The 18881-nt window shown below is 74.3% G+C and carries 15 protein-coding genes; 6 read left to right on the top strand and 9 right to left on the bottom strand.

From position 1 onward, the window contains the following. Positions 1–10: 10 nt before the first annotated feature. Positions 11–1036, bottom strand: a complete 1026-nt coding sequence (locus AC4H2G_RS16505) for a hypothetical protein (RefSeq protein WP_494366820.1) — start codon at positions 1034–1036, stop codon at positions 11–13. 198 nt (positions 1037–1234) lie between these two features. Then, on the bottom strand, positions 1235–2806 hold the full coding sequence (ahcY, locus tag AC4H2G_RS16510; RefSeq protein WP_494366821.1) for an adenosylhomocysteinase: 1572 nt from the start codon (positions 2804–2806) through the stop codon (positions 1235–1237). A 539-nt stretch (positions 2807–3345) separates the two neighbouring features. Between ahcY and AC4H2G_RS16515 the strand changes: the two genes are divergently transcribed. The 3 genes from AC4H2G_RS16515 to AC4H2G_RS16525 all read left to right on the top strand — a co-directional run bounded on the left by AC4H2G_RS16515 (position 3346) and on the right by AC4H2G_RS16525 (position 6673). After that, a complete protein-coding gene (locus tag AC4H2G_RS16515; RefSeq protein ID WP_494366822.1) occupies positions 3346–4764 on the top strand; it encodes a quaternary amine ABC transporter ATP-binding protein in 1419 nt (472 codons plus the stop codon). Beyond that, positions 4761–5630: an ABC transporter permease gene (locus AC4H2G_RS16520; protein ID WP_494366823.1), complete on the top strand. Its 870-nt coding sequence runs from the start codon at positions 4761–4763 to the stop codon at positions 5628–5630. The genes AC4H2G_RS16515 and AC4H2G_RS16520 overlap by 4 nt, the downstream gene beginning before the upstream one ends. A gap of 104 nt (positions 5631–5734) precedes the next feature. After that, a complete protein-coding gene (locus AC4H2G_RS16525; RefSeq protein WP_494366824.1) occupies positions 5735–6673 on the top strand; it encodes a glycine betaine ABC transporter substrate-binding protein in 939 nt (312 codons plus the stop codon). 67 nt (positions 6674–6740) lie between these two features. On the opposite strand, the gene AC4H2G_RS16530 is transcribed toward AC4H2G_RS16525, so the two are convergent. Continuing rightward, positions 6741–6929 carry a Trm112 family protein gene (locus tag AC4H2G_RS16530; RefSeq protein ID WP_494366825.1) on the bottom strand — a complete coding sequence of 63 codons (189 nt, stop codon included), beginning with the start codon at positions 6927–6929 and terminating at the stop codon, positions 6741–6743. Next, on the bottom strand, positions 6926–8425 hold the full coding sequence (locus tag AC4H2G_RS16535; protein ID WP_494366826.1) for a phosphomannomutase/phosphoglucomutase: 1500 nt from the start codon (positions 8423–8425) through the stop codon (positions 6926–6928). Before AC4H2G_RS16535 ends, AC4H2G_RS16530 begins: the two co-directional genes overlap by 4 nt. A gap of 156 nt (positions 8426–8581) precedes the next feature. Between AC4H2G_RS16535 and manA the strand changes: the two genes are divergently transcribed. Then, complete coding sequence (gene manA, locus AC4H2G_RS16540; RefSeq protein ID WP_494366827.1) at positions 8582–9811, top strand: mannose-6-phosphate isomerase, class I; 1230 nt, start codon at positions 8582–8584, stop codon at positions 9809–9811. Between the two features lie 47 nt (positions 9812–9858). On the opposite strand, the gene AC4H2G_RS16545 is transcribed toward manA, so the two are convergent. Further along, positions 9859–10212 (bottom strand): DUF3499 domain-containing protein, encoded by a 354-nt coding sequence (locus AC4H2G_RS16545; RefSeq protein WP_251150333.1) that lies wholly within the window; start codon positions 10210–10212, stop codon positions 9859–9861. A gap of 132 nt (positions 10213–10344) precedes the next feature. Between AC4H2G_RS16545 and AC4H2G_RS16550 the strand changes: the two genes are divergently transcribed. Further along, a complete protein-coding gene (locus AC4H2G_RS16550; RefSeq protein WP_494366828.1) occupies positions 10345–10938 on the top strand; it encodes a metallopeptidase family protein in 594 nt (197 codons plus the stop codon). Between the two features lie 37 nt (positions 10939–10975). On the opposite strand, the gene AC4H2G_RS16555 is transcribed toward AC4H2G_RS16550, so the two are convergent. The 3 genes from AC4H2G_RS16555 to AC4H2G_RS16565 all read right to left on the bottom strand — a co-directional run bounded on the left by AC4H2G_RS16555 (position 10976) and on the right by AC4H2G_RS16565 (position 16446). Next, positions 10976–12646: a DUF5719 family protein gene (locus tag AC4H2G_RS16555; RefSeq protein WP_494366829.1), complete on the bottom strand. Its 1671-nt coding sequence runs from the start codon at positions 12644–12646 to the stop codon at positions 10976–10978. Beyond that, positions 12643–16032, bottom strand: coding sequence for a glycosyltransferase (locus tag AC4H2G_RS16560; RefSeq protein WP_494366830.1), 3390 nt, complete (start codon positions 16030–16032; stop codon positions 12643–12645). The genes AC4H2G_RS16555 and AC4H2G_RS16560 overlap by 4 nt, the downstream gene beginning before the upstream one ends. Before the next feature lie 84 nt (positions 16033–16116). Next, positions 16117–16446 carry a WhiB family transcriptional regulator gene (locus tag AC4H2G_RS16565; RefSeq protein ID WP_494367037.1) on the bottom strand — a complete coding sequence of 110 codons (330 nt, stop codon included), beginning with the start codon at positions 16444–16446 and terminating at the stop codon, positions 16117–16119. A 156-nt stretch (positions 16447–16602) separates the two neighbouring features. On the opposite strand from AC4H2G_RS16565, the gene AC4H2G_RS16570 reads away from it, so the two are divergent. Next, complete coding sequence (locus AC4H2G_RS16570; RefSeq protein WP_494366831.1) at positions 16603–17388, top strand: TIGR03089 family protein; 786 nt, start codon at positions 16603–16605, stop codon at positions 17386–17388. A gap of 73 nt (positions 17389–17461) precedes the next feature. Here the strand turns inward: AC4H2G_RS16570 and AC4H2G_RS16575 are convergent, their stop codons facing one another. Beyond that, positions 17462–18775 (bottom strand): UDP-glucose dehydrogenase family protein, encoded by a 1314-nt coding sequence (locus AC4H2G_RS16575; protein ID WP_494366832.1) that lies wholly within the window; start codon positions 18773–18775, stop codon positions 17462–17464. Between the last annotated feature and the right edge of the window lie 106 nt (positions 18776–18881).

Raw genomic sequence — 18881 nt, forward strand, 5'->3', positions numbered from 1 at the left:
GGCGCTCTGGTCACGAGGGATCGGCTCGCGGCGTCTCGGCGAGCGACTCCGCCGGCGTCGCACCGGCGGCACTGCGCCCGCCGGACCAGACCGACCAGCCGATCACCGCCGCGAGCAGGACGACACCGACGACAGCCAGCCCGATGCCGTCGTCGCGCAGCGGTCCGAGGAGCCGGTCGTACACGACGCCCGTCGCGTTCTCGCGCGCGGAGGCCGGCAGCGCCTCGAGGTACGCCGAGCGCCCGAACGCGATGGCGCCGACGAGGAGCAGCCCGGCCGCGGCCCAGGTCCCCGCGACCAGCCCGACGCCGCGCCGTCGGGCCGGGGAGACCCACACGGCGAGCGCCGCGAGGCCGACGACGACCCAGGGCAGCCAGGCTGCGGCGCGGCCGAGCCACGTCACCCCCGTCTGGATCACCGTCACCTGCGGGAACTGGCCGAGCACGAGCTCCGGGTCGACGTCCGGGATGCGCTCGGCGAAGGAGAAGCCGCGCTCCTGGAGCGCCGCACGGACGTCCTGGACGACGGGCCCCAGGCTGAGCCGGACGACGCCGTCCTCGGAGGCCCGGACCACGTCGCCCTCGCCGGTGACGACGTAGACGACGGCCCGGTGACCCGCCCGGTTGACGTTCTCCCACACCCCTGCGAACGCGTCGGACGTCACGACGCGCTCGACGACCTGGTGGACGAGGCGCTCGACCTGCCCGTACACGACGGGGGCGAGCGCGGCCGCCGCGGCGTCCGCGCGCTCGGTGGCCGCGGCCGAGAGCCGCGGTCTCGCGTCCGGGTCGATCGACGCGGCGAGGCCGTCGAGGACGGTCGCGGTCATCGCCTCGATGTCCACGCGGGACATGACCTGGTCCGTCACGGTCTCGACGACCTGGTTCTGCACGGACTCCTCGTCAGCGAGGGGCCGCACGATCGCGACGTACCGCTCGGTGTCGAGCAGCGTGCCGTCGGCGTAGCGCGCGACGAGCGCCGCGACGGCCAGGATCCCGCTCAGCGCGAGCAGCAGCCCGCTCGCGGTCCACCGCACCCACCCGGGTACGCGACGGGACCCTCCAGGACCGGACGTCGATCGACGAGACTCCACCGCGCACCACCCTCACGTTGACTGCCGAGCCCTGGGAGTACGTTCCCACAGGTCACGGCGCGCGGCGCGGGGGCCCCGCGACGGCCTCCTGGTCGGCGACGATCGCCGAGGAGGTCGCCGCGGGGCAGGCCCCGGCGCCTGTCAGTAGCGGTAGTGCTCGGGCTTGTACGGCCCGGCGACGGGCACCCCGAGGTAGTCGGCCTGCGACGGCGTGAGCTCCGTGAGGCGCACCCCGAGCGCGTCCAGGTGCAGCCGCGCGACCTTCTCGTCGAGCACCTTCGGCAGGCGGTACACCTGGTGCTCGTACGAGCGCTCGCGGCCCGCCTCGGCGGACTCGACCGCGTCGCGGTACAGCTCGATCTGCCCGATCACTTGATTGGAGAACGAGTTGCTCATGACGAACGACGGGTGGCCCGTCGCGTTGCCCAGGTTGAGCAGGCGCCCCTCGGAGAGCACGATGATCGAGCGCTCCGCGCGCGGGGTGCCGTCGTCCCCCGTGCCGGCAGGGAAGGTCCACTCGTGGACCTGCGGCTTGATCTCGGTCCGCGTGACGCCCGGGAGGTCGGCCAGCCCGGCCATGTCGATCTCGTTGTCGAAGTGCCCGATGTTCCCGACGACGGCCTTGTTCTTCATCGCGGCCATGTGGTCGGCGCGGATGACGTCCTTGTTGCCGGTCGTAGAGATGAAGAAGTCTGCGACGTCCACGACGTCTTCGATGCGCGCGACCTGGTAGCCGTCCATCGCGGCCTGCAGCGCGCAGATCGGGTCGACCTCGGACACGATGACGCGCGCACCCTGTCCGCGGAACGCCTCGGCGGCGCCCTTGCCGACGTCGCCGTAGCCCGCGACGAACGCGACCTTGCCGCCCATGAGGACGTCGGTCGCGCGGTTGATGCCGTCGGGCAGCGAGTGCCGGATGCCGTACTTGTTGTCGAACTTCGACTTCGTCACCGAGTCGTTGACGTTGATCGCCGGGAAGAGCAGCTCGCCGGCCTCGGCGAGCTGGTACAGGCGGTGCACGCCCGTCGTCGTCTCCTCGGTGACTCCCTGGATCGCCTGCGCGACCGTCGTCCAGCGCAGCGGGTCCTGCTCCAGCGCACGGCGCAGGACGGAGCGCACGACGTTCATCTCGTGCGTGTGGTCGGGCTCGCCCGGCAGCGTGTCGGGCGGGACGACGCCCGCGCGCTCGTACTGCAGACCCAGGTGGACGAGCATCGTCGCGTCGCCGCCGTCGTCGAGGATCATGTTCGGGCCGCGCCGCTCGGCATCGGAGCCGTCGCCCGGCCACACGAGGATCTGCTCGGTGCAGTCCCAGTACTCCTCGAGGCTCTCGCCCTTCCAGGCGAAAACGGGCACGCCGCGCGGGTCCTCCGGCGTGCCGTCGGGGCCGACGACGACGGCGGCAGCGGCCTCGTCCTGCGTCGAGAAGATGTTGCAGCTCGCCCAGCGCACCTCGGCGCCGAGGGCCACGAGCGTCTCGATGAGCACGGCGGTCTGGACCGTCATGTGCAGGGACCCGGCGATGCGCGCACCGGCGAGGGGCTGCGACGCGCCGTACTCGGCGCGCAGTGCCATGAGGCCGGGCATCTCGTGCTCGGCGAGGCGGAGCTGGTGGCGACCGGCCTCGGCGAGCGAGAGGTCGCGGACCTTGTAGCGGCCGGGGAGCTCGTCGAAGCCGGGGGCCGTGGTGGGGGCTGGCGCCGTCGTGGACATGATTCTCCTTGGGGACGATCACGGTCGAGGTCTGCGCTGGGGGCTCCCGTCCGCGCCTGCCCGTCGGCCTCGCCGACGGACTCCCCCACCCTACCCAGGGCCGGCCAGAGCCGGCAGTGTCGGCAGGGGCCGTCCGGAGGCGGCCGAGAACGCTGCGCGTGCGCGGGCGCGCGCGGTAGCACGATCTCTTGACCGAATCAAGATCACGAAGAGGTAACGATCCGCGATCCGACGCTATCCGCAGGCTGCCAACGATCTCGGGTCAAGAAACCACCTGCGATCGTCCCGGAATCACGGGACCTCGGTTTCAATTCGGCCTGGATTGAGGCAGGGTGCTGGGGAACCGATAGACATCGGATCAGCGTGAGGTCCCGTGTGCGCCGGCCCAGCAGGGCGCCGGCCGGACGAGCCGCCCGAAGGGGGCCGTCCTCGCACCGGGACCTCGTCCCGTGCCACCGTCGACGTCCCCCGCTCCGGGGCGACCGTCCGGCGCGCCCGGGCAACGCCGGTCCACGGACGGAAGGTGGCGACACCACCGCATGACAGCTCTCAGCACCACAGCACCACCCGGACCGGCGCAACCCGCCGGTCGTCCCGGCGGTGACGGCAGCAGCCCCGCCGAGCGCGAGACCGCCCTCTCGGTCCGCGACGTCTACAAGGTCTTCGGGCGCAAGCCCGTCGAGGCCGTGCGCCGGCTGGAGCAGGGCGCGTCGCGCGACGACGTCAAGCCCCTCGGGACCGCCGCGGTCATCGACGCGAGCTTCGACGTGCAGCAGGGCGAGATCTTCGTCGTCATGGGCCTGTCCGGCTCCGGGAAGTCGACGCTCATCCGCATGCTCAACGGGCTGTGGAAGCCGACGTCGGGCCACGTGCTGCTCGGCGGGACCGACCTCGCGCAGGCCGACGCACAGCAGATGCGCGCCCTGCGCCGCAAGCACGTCTCCATGGTCTTCCAGCACTTCGCGCTCCTCCCCCACCGCACCGTGCTCGACAACGCGGCCTACCCCCTCGAGATCCAGGGCATGGGCAAGGCCGAGCGCCGCGAGAAGGCGCAGCAGGCGCTCGACCTCGTGGGCCTCGGCGGCTGGCAGGACTCGCTGCCGTCGCAGCTCTCGGGCGGCATGCGCCAGCGCGTCGGGCTCGCCCGCGCGCTCGCGGCCGACACCGACGTGCTGCTCATGGACGAGGCGTTCAGCGCGCTCGACCCGCTGATCCGCCGCGAGATGCAGGAGCAGCTCCTCGAGCTCCAGCAGACGCTCGGCAAGACGATCGTGTTCATCACGCACGACCTCAACGAGGCCATGCACCTCGGCGACCGCATCGCCGTCATGCGCGACGGCCGCATCGTGCAGATCGGCACCGCCGAGCAGATCCTCTCCGACCCCGCGAACGACTACGTCGCGCAGTTCGTCGCCGACGTGGACCGCACGCGCGTGCTCACGGCCTCGTCGGTCATGGTGCGCCCGGCCGTCGTCGTCCCGATGGGCGGCGGCCCGCGCCAGGCGAGCCGCACCATGCGCGACGCGCAGGTGTCGGCCGCGTACGTCGTCGACCGCCAGCGCCGCCTCCAGGGCGTCGTGCGCGACGCCGACGCGGTCGCCGCGATCAAGGCCGGCAAGGAGTCGCTCGACGGCATCGTGCGGGACGGCGTCGCACCCGTCTCCCCCGACACCCCGCTCGCGGAGATCTTCGCCCCCGCCGCGGAGTCCCCGCTGCCCGTCGCCGTCACCGACGAGTCCGGCCGCCTGGTCGGCGTCGTGCCGCGCGTGACGCTGCTCGAAGCCATGGTCCCGGGCGACCAGCCCCGGACCGGCGAGGTGTCCGTGCCCGCAGTCCAGGAGGCCGTCGCGCACGACCGCGTCGAGGACCCTCCCACCGCGCAGGCCCCGGTGCTCGACACCCCCGTGGAGGACGGCGTCGTGGACGGCCGCCCCGTGACCGAGGGAGGTGCCCGATGAGCGACACGATCGTTCCCCGGCTGCCCCTCGGCGAGTGGGTCGAGGCCTTCGTCGACTGGGTGACCGATGTCTTCGACCCCGTCTTCGACGTCGTCAAGGACGTGCTCACCGGCATCTACGACGTCTTCGAGACCGTGCTGGCGACGCCGCCCTTCTGGATCGTCGCGCTCGTGCTGGCCGCGCTCGCGCTGGTGGCCAAGGGGTGGAAGCTCGCCGTCGGCTCGCTCGTCGGCTTCCTCGTCGTCGCCGGTGTCGACCAGTGGGACAACGCGATGGACACGCTCGCGCTCGTGCTGCTGGCCACGGCGATCACGCTCGCGATCGCGATCCCGCTCGGCATCTGGGCGGCGCGCGACGACCGAGTCTCACGCACCGTCCGACCGGTGCTCGACTTCATGCAGACCATGCCGGCGTTCGTCTACCTCATCCCGACCGTCGTCATCTTCCTCACCGGCCCCGTGCCCGGCATCATCGCGACGATCGTCTTCGCGATGGCGCCCGGCGTGCGGTTCACCGAGCTCGGCATCCGCCAGGTCGACAAGGAGGTGGTCGAGGCCGGCCACGCGTTCGGCTCGACCCCCGGGCGGATCCTGCGTCAGATCCAGCTCCCCCTCGCGATGCCCACGATCATGGCGGGCGTCAACCAGGTGATCATGCTGTCGCTGTCGATGGTCGTCATCGCCGGCTTCGTCGGCGCGGGCGGCCTGGGACAGCCGGTCGTGCAGGCGCTGAGCAGCATCGACGTGGCGCTCGGCTTCGAGGCCGGCCTGTCGGTCGTCATCCTCGCCATGTTCCTCGACCGCGTGACGTCGGCCCTCGCCGACCGCGCCCCCGTCTCCCGGGCTCTCGCCGCCGCGCGCGTCTGAGCCCCTCGCCGGGCCCGAGGCCCGGCCCCGCCCGACGGCGCAGCAGCACCCCGCGCCGTCGGGCACCACCAGACCGGGCCCGCACGGGCCCCAGGAAGGAACGCATGACCCCCGCACGCACGACCCACCGCACCGCCCGCCGCACCGCGGCCGTCGCCACCGCCGCCGTCCTCGGCCTCGGCCTGTCCGCCTGCGCGTCCGACACCGAGGCAGGAGGCTCCGGCGACGCCTCCACGGGCGAGGACGAGACCGAGGTATCGATCGGCATCCCGTCCGGCTGGGACGAGGGCATCGCCGTGTCCCACCTGTGGAAGGCGATCCTCGAGGACGAGGGCTATGACGTCGAGACGCAGACCGCCGACATCGGCATCGTCTTCACGGGCCTCGCCGGCGGCGACTTCGACCTGCTGTTCGACACGTGGCTGCCCATCACGCACGCGTCGTACCTCGAGGAGTACGGGGACGACGTCACCGACCTCGGCGTCTGGTACGACGACGCGAAGCTCACCGTCGCGGTGAACGAGGACTCGCCCGCGCAGTCCCTCGAGGACCTCGCCGCCATGGCCGACGAGTACGGGAACAAGCTCGTCGGCATCGAGGCGGGCGCGGGCCTGACGAAGGTCACCCAGGAGGAGGTCATCCCGACCTACGGGCTCGAGGGCATGGACTACACCATCTCCTCGACCCCGGCGATGCTCGCCGAGCTCAAGGGCGCGACCGACTCCGGCGAGAACATCGCCGTGACGCTGTGGCGCCCGCACTGGGCCTACGACGAGTTCCCCGTCCGCGACCTCGAGGACCCCGAGGGCACGCTCGGCGACGCCGAGGAGATCCACACCTACGGTGCGAGCGACTTCGAGGAGCGCTACCCGACGCTCACGAAGCTCGTCGGCGCGTTCGAGCTGGACGACGAGCAGCTGTTCTCGCTCGAGAACATGATGTTCAACTCCGAGGAGTACTCCGACGAGGACGCGGCCGTCGAGGCGTGGCTCGAGGCCAACCCGACGTTCGTCGACGACCTCAAGGAGGCCGCGGGCGTCTGACCCGCACCTCGACACCGAAGGCCGGCTCCCTCCGGGGAGCCGGCCTTCGTGCGCGTGACGTCGGTGCTCAGAGCGCCCGGGCGTCGTCCTCCAGGAGCACCGGGATGCCGTCGCGCACCGGGTACGCGAGCGGTCGCTCGGGGTCCGTCGAGTGCAGCTCCGGTGCGCCGTCGGGGGCGGTGCCGTCCACGAGCGTCGCGCCCGTCACGGGGCAGCGCAGGGCCTCGCGCACCCACGCGTCGATCTGCCGGCTCATGCTCGCTCCTCGCTCGTCGTGGTGCCCGACGCCGCGGCGTCGGACGCGCGCACGAGCGACAGGACGTCGTCGCGCACCTTCTCCAGGATGTCCTGGTCCGCCGCCTCGACGTTGAGCCGCAGCAGCGGCTCCGTGTTCGACGCGCGCAGGTTGAACCACCACTGGGGGTGGGAGTCCCAGTGCGAGACGGTCAGGCCGTCGAGCTCGTCGACGTCGACCGGTCCGGCGCCCTGCTGCGTCACGTAGGCCTCGACGACGCGTGCCCGCGCCGCGGGGACGTCGGCCACGGTGGAGTTGATCTCGCCCGAGGCGACGTAGGGCTCGTACATCTCGCCGAGCGCCGACATCGGGTGCGGCTGGGTGCCGAGCGCCGCGAGCACGTGCATCGCGGCGAGCATGCCCGTGTCCGCGAAGAAGAAGTCGCGGAAGTAGTAGTGCGCGCTGTGCTCGCCGCCGAACACCGCGTCGTTGTCGGCCATCTGGGCCTTGATGAACGAGTGCCCGACGCGCGTGCGCACGGTCTTCGCGCCGGCCGCGCCGAGGAAGTCGGGCACCGCGCGCGACGTGATGAGGTTGTGGATGACCGTCGGCGTGCGCCCCGCCTCGAGCTCCTTGCCGACCTCGCGCAGCCCCACGAGCGCCGTGATCGCCGAGGGGGAGACCGGGTCGCCGTGCTCGTCGACGACGAAGCAGCGGTCCGCGTCGCCGTCGAACGCGAGCCCGAGGTCGGCGTCGTGCTCGACGACCGCGGCCTGCAGGTCGACGAGGTTCTTCGGGTCGAGGGGGTTGGCCTCGTGGTTCGGGAACGTCCCGTCGAGCTCGAAGTACAGCGGGACGACGTCGAGCGGCAGGGCGGGCAGACCCGCGCCCGTCCCGAGGACGGCGGGGACGGTGTACCCGCCCATGCCGTTCCCCGCGTCCACGACCACCTTGAGGGGGCGGATGCCGGACAGGTCGACGAGGCCGCGGAGGAACGCCGCGTAGTCGGCGAGCATCTCGCGGTCGGTGACCGCGCCGCGCTCGTCCACGGCGGACGGCAGCCCGTCGTCGAGGAAGCCCTCCGCGAGACGGCGGACCTCGGCGAGGCCAGTGTCCTGCCCGACGGGGCGCGCGCCCGCGCGGCACAGCTTGATGCCGTTGTACGCGGCCGGGTTGTGGCTCGCCGTGAACATCGCGCCCGGCACGCCGAGCACGCCCGACGCGTGGTAGAGCCCGTCCGTCGAGCAGAGCCCGATCCGGGTCACGTCCACGCCCGCGTCCGCGAGCCCCGCGGCGAACGCGTCCACGAGCTCCGGGCCCGAGTCGCGCATGTCGTGCCCGACGACGACGCTCGGCCGCGGCGCCACGTCACCGCTCGTGACCGGAGCCTCCGGGAGCACGACCGCGCGGGCGAACGCGGCGCCGATCGCCCGCGTCACCTCCGGGTTCAGCTGGTCCGGGACGGTACCGCGGACGTCGTAGGCCTTGATGAGGTGGGAGAGATCGCTCGTGGTCACCCGACAACAGTAGTGGGGACCGGCCGCGAGCTCCCCCCGGCCCCGCACGCACGGGGTCCCCCGGCGGTCGAGAGCCCTCGGCTACGCTGGCCGGAGACCTCATCGGACCGCGTGGGCAGGACGCGCCCCCGCCAGACGGACGCGAGACCTCTCAGCATGCACAACCGGCACCTCCGGCTCGACAACACGGTCCAGCACTACGACTGGGGTTCGCCCACGCGGATCCACGAGCTGCTCGGCTCGACCCCGGACGGTCGGCCGGCCGCGGAGCTCTGGCTCGGTGCGCACCCGAGCGCGCCGTCGACGGTGCTCGACGCGGCACCGGGTGACGCGGCCGGGAACCTCTCGCTCGCCGACCTCGTCCAGGGCGACCCCGAGGGGATGCTCGGACGACGCGTGGCGGACGCCTTCGGCCCGAGACTGCCCTACCTGCTCAAGGTGCTCGCCGCGGACCGAGCCCTCTCGCTCCAGGTGCACCCGCGGCCCCACCACGCCCGCGCCGGCTTCAACCGCGAGAACCTCGACGGGCTCCCCCACGGGTCGCCCGACCGCTCGTTCCACGACGACCAGCACAAGCCCGAGATGGTCGTCGCGCTCTCGCAGTTCGAGGGACTCGTCGGCTTCCGCACCCCGCGGGCCATCCTGTCCCTCCTCGACGGCCTCGACGGCCCGCTCGTCGCGGCGGTCCGCGAGGCGCTCGTCTCCGACAGGTCGGCCCGCGGCATCCGTGCCGCGTTCACGGGCCTCGTCGCGGCGCGCCACGACCCGGGCACGCCTGCCGCGCTCGAGCAGTCCCTCGAGTCCGTGCGCCGTCGCCTGGACGCCGGTTCTCCGTACGAGCGCGCGGACCGCACCGTCATGCTCCTCGCCGAGCAGCACCCCGGCGACCCGGGAGCGCTCGTCTCGCTCCTGCTCAACCGGGTGACCCTCGAGCCCGGCGAGTCGTTGTTCATCCCGGCCGGCGTGGTGCACGCCTACGTCAGCGGCCTCGGCATCGAGGTCATGGCGAGCTCCGACAACGTGCTGCGCGCGGGCCTCACGTCGAAGCGGGTCGACGAGGCGGCGCTGGTCGAGTGCGCCGTCTTCGAGCCGAGCGGTCCCACGGTCCCCACCGTCACCGCCTCCGGCGACCGCGGACAGCTCCACACGTACCGGGCCCCGGTCGAGGAGTTCGGCCTCGTCGTCGCCGACGTCGACGAGCAGGAGACCCTGACGTTCCCGTCCGAGGGCCCTCGCATCGTCCTGTGCCTGGACGGGAAGGCCGTGCTGCACGGCGACGACGACGAGCTGGTCCTCGCCCGGGGCGAGTCCGCGTTCGTGCCGCACGGCGCCGGGTCCCTGCGCATCGGCGGGCACGGCCACGTCGTCTGCGTCTGGACCCCGTAGTCGCGGCGCTCAGGCGCACTCAGGTGCGCCGCGCCGACGACACCGGCTCAGTCGCCCTCGGCGCGCAGCACGCGCAGGTGGCCGCGCCGCCCGACCTCGGTGACGGCCGCGGGCTCGGGCTCGCTCCGGACCTTGCCCGCCTCACGGACGGCGTCCGCGAGCGCCGACAGGTCGTCGTCGCTCGGGCCGGTCTCGACGAACTCCGGGGAGAGCCGGACGACCTCCCAGCCGCGCGGGGCGGTGAGGCGCTCGGCGTGCTCGGCGCACAGGTCGTAGCTGTGCGGCTCGGCGAGGTGCGCGAGAGGACCCAGGACGGCCGTCGAGTCGGCGTACACGTACGTGAGGGTCGCGACGGCGGCACGGACGCACGCCGTGCGCGAGCACTGCCTGACGGATCTCACGGGGTGACCTTACGCCTTTCGCGAGGTCAGCGGGTGTGGCACACGCCGTCGCGGTCCCGGCGCCGCCGGCCGGCACGGCACGGCGAGGACCGCAGCGGGACAGCGGGCCGCCTGCGCGTCTACAGTCGTCGTGTGCGTGGCTTCCCCTCCTTCCCCGGTTCCCGGCCCGAGCCGGCGGGGCGCGGGCGCCGGTCGCGCGACCGGGCCGCCGGTCGCCGTCCCACCGCGCCCGTCGAGCAGGGGGCCGGCGAGCCGTCGTTCGACGACCTCGACATCCCGTTGCGCGCGCCCGGGCCCGGCGGGCACGGACCGGCGGCACGACGTCGCGACCGACGGGGCCGTGGCCTCCGCGGCCCCCTCCTCCCGCCGTCCGCCCCGGCGAACCGGACGCGGGCCGAGCGGTTCGACGACGTCGTGGTCGACGTGGTCGAACGCGTGGAGCGCACGTGGGCCAAGCAGCTGCGCGGGACGGAGTTCGCGGTCGAGGACGTCCCGCCGTCCGACCCCGCGCCGTGGGAGCAGGGCGTCGTGCCGCTCGGGCGGTGCTTCCCGGCCGAGTCGGGCCAGCCGTCCCGGGTCGTCGTCTACCGCCGGCCGGTCGAGGCGCGGGCGCTCGACGCGGAGGATCTCGAGGACCTCGTGCGCGACGTGGTCGTCGAGCAGGTCGCCCACCTCCTGGCGCGCTCGCCCGAGGAGATCGACCCGCGCTACACCGGCGACCACTGACCTTCCGGCCGCACTTCCGGCCACGACGGGCCCGGGACTACGGGCCGAGCCCGGCCGTGCCCGACGCGCGGACGGCGACCTCGCGCGGCGCGGAGCCGTCCGCGACCGGGAGCAGCACGGAGAGCAGGCTCGGCGTCCTGTCGCCCTTGTCCCCGCTCGGCCTGCCGGCGCTCGCGAGCACCGACCACAGCGAGGCGACTCCGTCGACACCCTGGACGACGTCGACGGTGACGGTCGCCGGTGCGTCGTCCGAGTCCTCCGGTCGCAGCGACCCCGTGGCGAGCGTGGTCGTCGCCCCGGCCGGCACGGCGACCGTCTTCTCCCCGAGGAGCGTCCCGTCCACGGCGTAGGCACGGACCGCCAGCTCGAGCTTGTCGGCAGGAGAATCCCCTGCGTCGGCGTCGGCGTCGGCGTCGGCCTCGACCGGCACCGCGGCCAGCGACAGGCTCGACGACGTGCCCGGCACGAGCGCGACCTGGCCCGCTCGGGCCGACCCGTCGGCGTCGGGCTCCACGAGCGGCACCGCCGCGATCCAGGCGCGGTCGTACTGCCGCTCCTCGTGGAGCAGGTCAGGGTCCGGCTCGCCCCGCCGGTCGACCGACCCACCGGCGACCACCGGCACGTCGGCGCGGACCGCGACCGTGTACCGGCCCTTCGGAAGACCACCCAGGGAGACGTCCGTCACGACGCCCGGCGTGAGCGCGACCTCCTCGACGCCGCGCAGCGGGACGACCCCGTCCTCGCCGTGGACGACGACGCGCGCCGTCCCCGGCTCCGCACCGGGCGCGAGCACGCGCAACTGCGGTGCGTGCGGGTCGTCGACGGCCTCCCCCACGCTCTCGAACCCCGTCAGCGCGACGTCGTGGGCGGGCTCCGCGCCCGGCACCACATCGTCGAGCCCGAGCGGGACGAGCCCGTCGAGGGTGGTGTGCTGCAGGTACGCGGAGACGAGCCCGCCGGACGCCTCCACGTGCACGACCAGGCGCCGCTGCTCGGGCGCGGCCGCCTCGACGAGCGTCACGACCTCCTCCCCCGGCCCGACGAGCTGCTGCCCGCCACCGGCGAGGACCGCCTGACCTCCCTGACCCCAGGCGCTCACCTGGACCGTCGCCGGCGTCAGACCGGGGTTCTGGAGGACGAGCTGGGCGCTGCTGCCGACCTCGGTGCTGCCGCCGACGAGCCAGTGGCTGATCCCGGGCCGGCCGCAGCTCGCCGCGGCGAGACCTCTCAGGTCTCCCGCGGTGGTCACCGAGCCCACGGACGCTGCGGGGCGCGGCGCGTCGCCCTCGCCCGGCCGGACCGCGAGCACGGACCCGACGGTCGGGTCCTCGACCGTCGTCGCGGCGGGACCGGCTCCGTCTGCCGCGGCGTCCAGCTCAGTGGACGCGCCGCCGTCGAGCGGCGTGAGCGTCGACGTCGCGTCGCCCCCGACCGCGGCCCGCAGCACGCTCGTCGTGCCGACCGGCGCCGGCCCGAACTGGGCGTCCCCGACCGCCTCGGGGTCGGTGAGCCGCGCGGGTCCGGGGCACACGAGGACGTCCTGCGCGGGAGCCACCGTCACGTGCTCGACGGGGTCGGCGACCTGCGGCTCGGGCACGCGGTCCGTGAGGACACCGCCGAACGCCGCGACCGCGCCCACGGCGAGGATGCCGACCACCCCCGCGCCGGTCGTCACGAGCCGACGGGCGACGGAGCGCCGGGCCGTCATCGCGCCACCGGCCGACGTCGCCGCACCGGGACCGCGAGCAGGACGAACACGAGCAGCACGACGCCCGTGACCGTGAGCCACGCCGTCCGGTGGTCCGCGGCGTGGAAGACCGCGAGGCGTCCGCCGTCCGCACCGAGCTCGAACGCCTGCAGACCGCCGGTCGACGCCGGGTCGACCGGTTCGAGCGCCCGCCCGTCGAGCGTCGCGCGCCAGCCCGGACCGGCGTTCTCCGCGAGCACGACCGTGCGGTCCGCCGGCCCAGCGGCCACCCTGGCGTCGACGGGCCGCAGCGCGCTCCGGTCGGCCTCGAGCGTCTCGACCGCGCCGTCTGCGGTCTCCAGCCGGGCGTAGGAGGGCTCGAGGCCCTGCGGCGCGACCCGCCACGTCACCTCCGACTGTCCCTCCGTCATGCGTTCGAGGCCCGGCACCATGTCGAGCCGGGCGACGAGCTCGGCCCGCGCCTGGTTCGCCGGCACGGACGCCGGGACGAGGACCGCCCCCACGCCCAGTCGGGCGAGGCGCGCCGCGGCGTCGTCGGACGTGCCCGCGGCGAGCTCGGCGACCGTCGTGGGCAGGTCGGCCTCGACGACCCCGGGTGCGGCCTCCTGGCGCGACCGCACGACGGCGGACGAGTCCACGGCCTGGGGTCCGTCCCCGCGCAGCGCGGCGTACGCGACGACGCCGTCCTCCCCCGGCTCGAGCGTCAGCACCCTGGCCTGGCGCGGAGACGTCTGCATCTGGCGGCCGACCGGTGGGACGACGGGCTGCGTGGTGGCGCGGACCGTCCCGACGCTCGCGTCGGAGCGGTCGAGGACCTGAGCGGTCCACGACGCGGCCGTCCCGAGCGGGAGCAGGGTCACGACGAGCGCGAGCGCGACGACGCTGCCCGTTCGCCACGGGGCCGCGTCCCGGTCCGGGAGCCGGGGCAGCCCGGCGAGCGCCGCGCCGAGGAACGCGAGGAGCGCCAGTGACACCCCTGCGCCCGGCCAGCCCGTGACCGGACCGGCCGACGGACCGGGTGCGACGGTCGTGGCCCCCGCGAGGACGCCCGCACCGACCCCGACGGCCGCGACGAACCACGCCCCCACGGCGACACGACGTCCCCGGAGGACGGCCACGGCGGCCAGCACCACGACGACGCCACCCGCGACGAACGGTGCCCACCGTGCGAGGAGGTCGGCGGCGTCCGTCCCGTGCGCACCGAACCACGGCAGCGGGGCGACGGGCAGCCCGAGCACCTGCTGCCACCCGGGGGCCGCGTCGGAGGCGACGGGTGCCCCGGGATCGGCGAGCAGGAGCTGCCACCCGCCGTCGGACCACGTGCGCGCCGCCTGCACGAGGAACGGGGCGAAGACGACGACCGCGGGGACGGGGACGAGCGCGAGATAGCGGCGGTGGCGACGCACACCGAGCGCCGCGACACCGAGCGCGAGGAGCCCGGCGGGGAGCAGGACAGGCGCCCCGGCGACCGCCACGGCGAACGCGAACCCGGCGGCCGCCGCGGCAGCGAGCGACCCCGGCTCGGGGCGCGCGGGGCGGTGGGGCGCGTCGGGCGTGGCGGGGGCGACGACGTCGACCCGCTGCAGGCCGACGGCACGCACCACGGTCAGCGCCACCCACGGCAGCGCGGCGTGCGCGAGGACCGCACCGACGCGCCCCGAGGCGACGGCCGCGAGCAGGCTCGGCGCCGCGACCCAGACGAGCGCGGCCCATCCGCGCAGGGCCACCGAGCGCGTGAGAGCACCCGCCGCGAACCAGGCGCCCAGACCGGCCAGGAGGAAGCAGGCCGGGACGAGGACGTCGACGGCGGTCTGCGCCGAACCGCCCGCGAGGAGCGACCCGGGGACGAGCACGGAGACGAACGGGTCGGCGGGCGCCGACGCCCCGAGCTCCGTCGTGACCCAGCCCGTCGTCGCCGCCCGCCACACGTCCCCGAGCGTGCTGCCGGCCGGGAGGAGGCCCCCGCCGACGAGCCGCCCCCCGGACACGAGCGGACCGACGAGCGGGCCGAACACGAGCGCGGTGAGTCCCGCGAGTCCCGCGACCACCACGCCCAGGCCCGCGCGGCGGCGCACGGCGAGCACGCGCAGCTCGCGCCGCTCGATGTCCGTGGGTGCCCACACCGTGCGCCGCAGCTCCGCCCGCGCGAGGCGACGGTCGCGGCGCTCGGCGAGGACCTCGCGCCACGTCCCCCGGAGCGGGCGCAGCGTGCTGCGCGGCAGCCGAGCGGTCCGCGCGGCCCGCCGACGCGCTCGCACGACCGGCCCGAACCGGGCCAGCGCCCAGAGCGGCGCGACGATCTCGTCGCGCGCGTGGCCGGGCTGCTTGACGAGCAGGCGGTACATCGCGTGGAAGGGCGCCGCGACGAGCATGGCCAGCGCGACGAACGGCAGCCACGGCAGCGCGACGCCGACGAGACGCGCGTGCAGGTGCGCCCGTCGTCGCTGGACGTACGACGTGTCCGGGTCGGGCCTCGGCGCCTCGCCGGCTCTGCGCGCGGACCGGTCCCGCAGCCCGAGGAGCGACGCCTGCGCGTGCCGCACCACGGCCGACGGGACGACGATCACGCGGTGCCCCGCGAGCCGGGCGCGCCGGCACAGGTCGAGAGCGTCGCCGAACGGGCCGAGCTCCGGGTCGGTCCCGCCCAGCTCCTCCCAGGCGGACCGGCGCACGAGCGCGCCCGCGAGGCCGACGGCGAGGACGTCGTCGCGCGCGTCGTGCTGCCCCTGGTCGATCTCGTCGTCGTCGATGCCCGTCATCCGACGGCCGAGCGGGGTCGTCGTGAAACCGACCTCGAGGAGGCGGCCCGGAGTCCCGGGCTCGAACGGGTCCGCCGGCTCGGGTGCCGTGCCGAGCGTCCAGCGCTCCTGCTTCGGCCCCGCGACGGCCACGGCGCTCGAGTGCTCGACGGCGCGCAGCAGCTCGGCGAGAGCGTCGGGGGCCGGCGCGGAGTCGTCGTGCAGGAGCCAGAGCCAGGTGCCCGCGTCGACGTTCGCCAGGGCGGCGTCCACGGCGTCGCCGAACGAGCGGGCCCGGGGCGCCGCGACGAACCGGGCGTCACCGAGGTGGAGGTCGGGGTACTGACCGGCTGCCCCCGCGCTCGCCGCGTCGACGACCACGACGGCGTCCGGGCCGCTCGTCTGGTCGCGCACCGCCGCGAGCGTGCGGCGCAGGAACGGGGACTCGCCGCGCGTGACCACCACGGCGGTGACGGTCACGAGGACGGGCAGGGACCCTGTCACCGTCGCGACGACGTCGGGCGACGAGACCGGCACACCGGCCGGGGGCGACGCCGGGGCCGCGGCGCCGACGGGCGCGCGCACCACGGTCTGCGCCGGGCCCGGGAGGGCCGCGCGCGTGCTGCTCGTCAGGTCCGAGGAAGTCATGTCCCGTCGATCATGCGACGAGGACGGCACCGGACCGTGCATTTGCGCGCCTCGGTGTGGCGGGGTGTCGAACTGACGCGCTTGTCAGACGACGCGGCGCTTGAGCTTGCGGCGCTCCCGCTCGGACAGACCGCCCCAGATGCCGAAGCGCTCGTCGTTCTCGAGCGCGTACTCGAGGCACTCCGCGCGGACCTCGCAGCCCGTGCAGACCTTCTTGGCCTCGCGCGTGGACCCGCCCTTCTCCGGGAAGAAGGCCTCCGGGTCGGTCTGCGCGCACAGGGCGCGCTCCTGCCATCCCATGAGCCCGTCGTCGACCGGCTCGCCGAAGAGCGGCAGCACCGGTGCTACGCGCTCCACCTCACGTCCTGCGTCGGAGGGAATGTCCCCGCCGGCTCCGTCCAGCATGTTCCACATCGTGCGCCCCTTCATGCCGTTCACGAGAAACTGCATTGAAGAAATTACACGCGTGTCATCCGCAGGCGTCAAGCCGAAATGTGATAGCCCCGCGAAGGCGCCGGGGTGAAATCCCGACATGTCCGGACGCATAGCACACCGCTTAGGGTGGTTGCCATGGTGACCTCTCCCCATGCCTCCACGGCGGGCCCCGGCTCTTCCGGCACGTTCCCGGCGCACGTCGCTGACCTGCTGCGTCTGATCACGCGCGATCCCGGCCGCCCCCGGCTCACGTGGTACGGCAACGACGGTGAACGCGTCGAGCTGTCCGGCGCGGTACTTGAGAACTGGATCAACAAGACGACGAACCTGCTCGTCGAGGAATTCGACGCAGCCCCGGGGACACGCGTCGTGATCGATCTTCCCGTGCATTGGCGCACCGTCGTCTGGGCCCTCGCGGTGTGGCGGGTCGGCGCGACCGTCGTCCTGGTGGAGGAGGACGGGGCGACCGGCGCGACGGAGGCGCCCGACGTCGTCGTGACGACGCGGCCCGCGGAGTGGACCGGCTCCGGGGCCGAGCTCGTCGCGGTCGCGCTGCCCGCGCTCGCCCGCCGGTTCGACGGCGACCTGCCGGCCGGGGCGGTCGACGCGGCGTCGGCGGTGATGACGTACGGCGACCGGCTGGGCTGGGTGCCGGATCCTGACCTCGCCCTCCCGGCCGTCGCCGGCACCGCCCGCTGGGTCCACGCCGACCTCGTGCTCCCCGTGGACCTCGACGCGACGCCTGGCGAGACGGCCGGCGCCGGCCGCCGGGAGCTCCTCGCCGTGGCCGGGGAGCCCGTGGACGGCGTCCTGCGGACGGCCCTGCGCCTGTGGGCGACCGACGGCTCGGCGGTGCTCGTGCGGACGCAGGACCCGACCCGCCTCGAGCGCATCGCCCGGGACGAGCGCGTCAGCTCCTGACCCGCCCGACGCGGGGCAGCCGGCCGGGCGACGCGGTCAGGGTCGGCGTCCGGTACGCGGCCGGGCGACGCGGTCAGGGACGGCCGAGGGCCCGGTACGTCCAGCCGGCGCCGCGCCAGGCGACCGGGTCGAGGACGTTCCGCCCGTCGAGGATCCGCCGCCCCGCGACCTTCTCGGCGAGCTCGGCCGGGACGAGCTCGCGGTACTCCTGCCACTCCGTGAGCAGCAGGACGATGTCGGCGTCGACGACCGCCTCGTCCAGCGACTCCACGAGCTGCAGCTCGGGGTGCACCCGACGCGCGTTGGGTACCGCCTCGGGGTCCGTCACGCGGACGTCCGCGCCCTGTCGCGCGAGCTGGACCGCCACGTCGAGGGCCGGCGAGTCCCGGACGTCGTCGCTGTTGGGCTTGAACGCCGCGCCGAGCACGGCGATGCGCCGGCCCACGATGGACCCGTCGAGCACCTCGCGCGCGAGGTCGACCATCCGGACGCGGCGTCGCGTGTTGATCGCGTCGATCTCCTTGAGGAATGCCACGGCCTGGTCCGCGCCGAGCTCCCCCGCTCGCGCCATGAAGGCGCGGATGTCCTTCGGGAGGCAGCCGCCGCCGAAGCCGAGGCCCGCGTTGAGGAACTTGCGTCCGATGCGGTCGTCGTAGCCGATCGCGTCGGCGAGGCGCGTGACGTCCGCCCCCGTCTCCTCGCACAGCTCGGCCATCGCGTTGATGAACGAGATCTTCGTCGCGAGGAACGAGTTGGCGGCGACCTTCACGAGCTCCGCGGTCGGGTAGTCCGTCACGACGCGGGGCGTGTGCTCCGCCAGCGGCCCGGCGTACACCTCGTCGAGCAGCGCGACCGCCCGCTCACCCGCGTCCGCGGCCGGGACGCCGTAGACCAGCCTGTCGGGGTGGAGCGTGTCCTTGACGGCGAAGCCCTCGCGGAGGAACTCCGGGTTCCACGCGAGCGACACGCCCGGCACCTCGCGCTCGAGCCGTTCCGCGATCCCGGCGGCCGTGCCGACCGGGACGGTCGACTTGCCGACGACGAGGTCGCCCTCGCGCAGCCGAGGGATCAGCGCGGTCACGGCACTCTCGACGTACCGCAGGTCGGCGGCGTACTCGCCACGGCGCTGCGGGGTCCCCACGCAGACGAAGTGGACCTGTGAGCCCGCGACCTCCGCCATGTCCGTCGTGAAGCGCAGGCTCCCGGTGCCCGAGACCTCGGTGAGCAGCTCGGGCAGGCCCGGCTCGAAGAACGGGGCGCGTCCCTCCGCGAGGGCAGCGATCTTCGCCTCGTCGACGTCGACGCCCACCACCTCGTGGCCGAGCTTCGCCATGCACGCCGCGTGCACGGCGCCGAGGTAACCGCAACCGATGACTGAGATTTTCACGACGTGTCCTTCGGGCCGATGTCGCGAGGAGGCTATCCGATGGGGACCCTACGCCCCAACCGCCGGCGGCGTGCCTGCCGCACGCCGGTCGACCGCTAGGCTCGCG

The sequence above is a fragment of the Cellulosimicrobium sp. BMG9.23 genome (assembly GCF_059159985.1).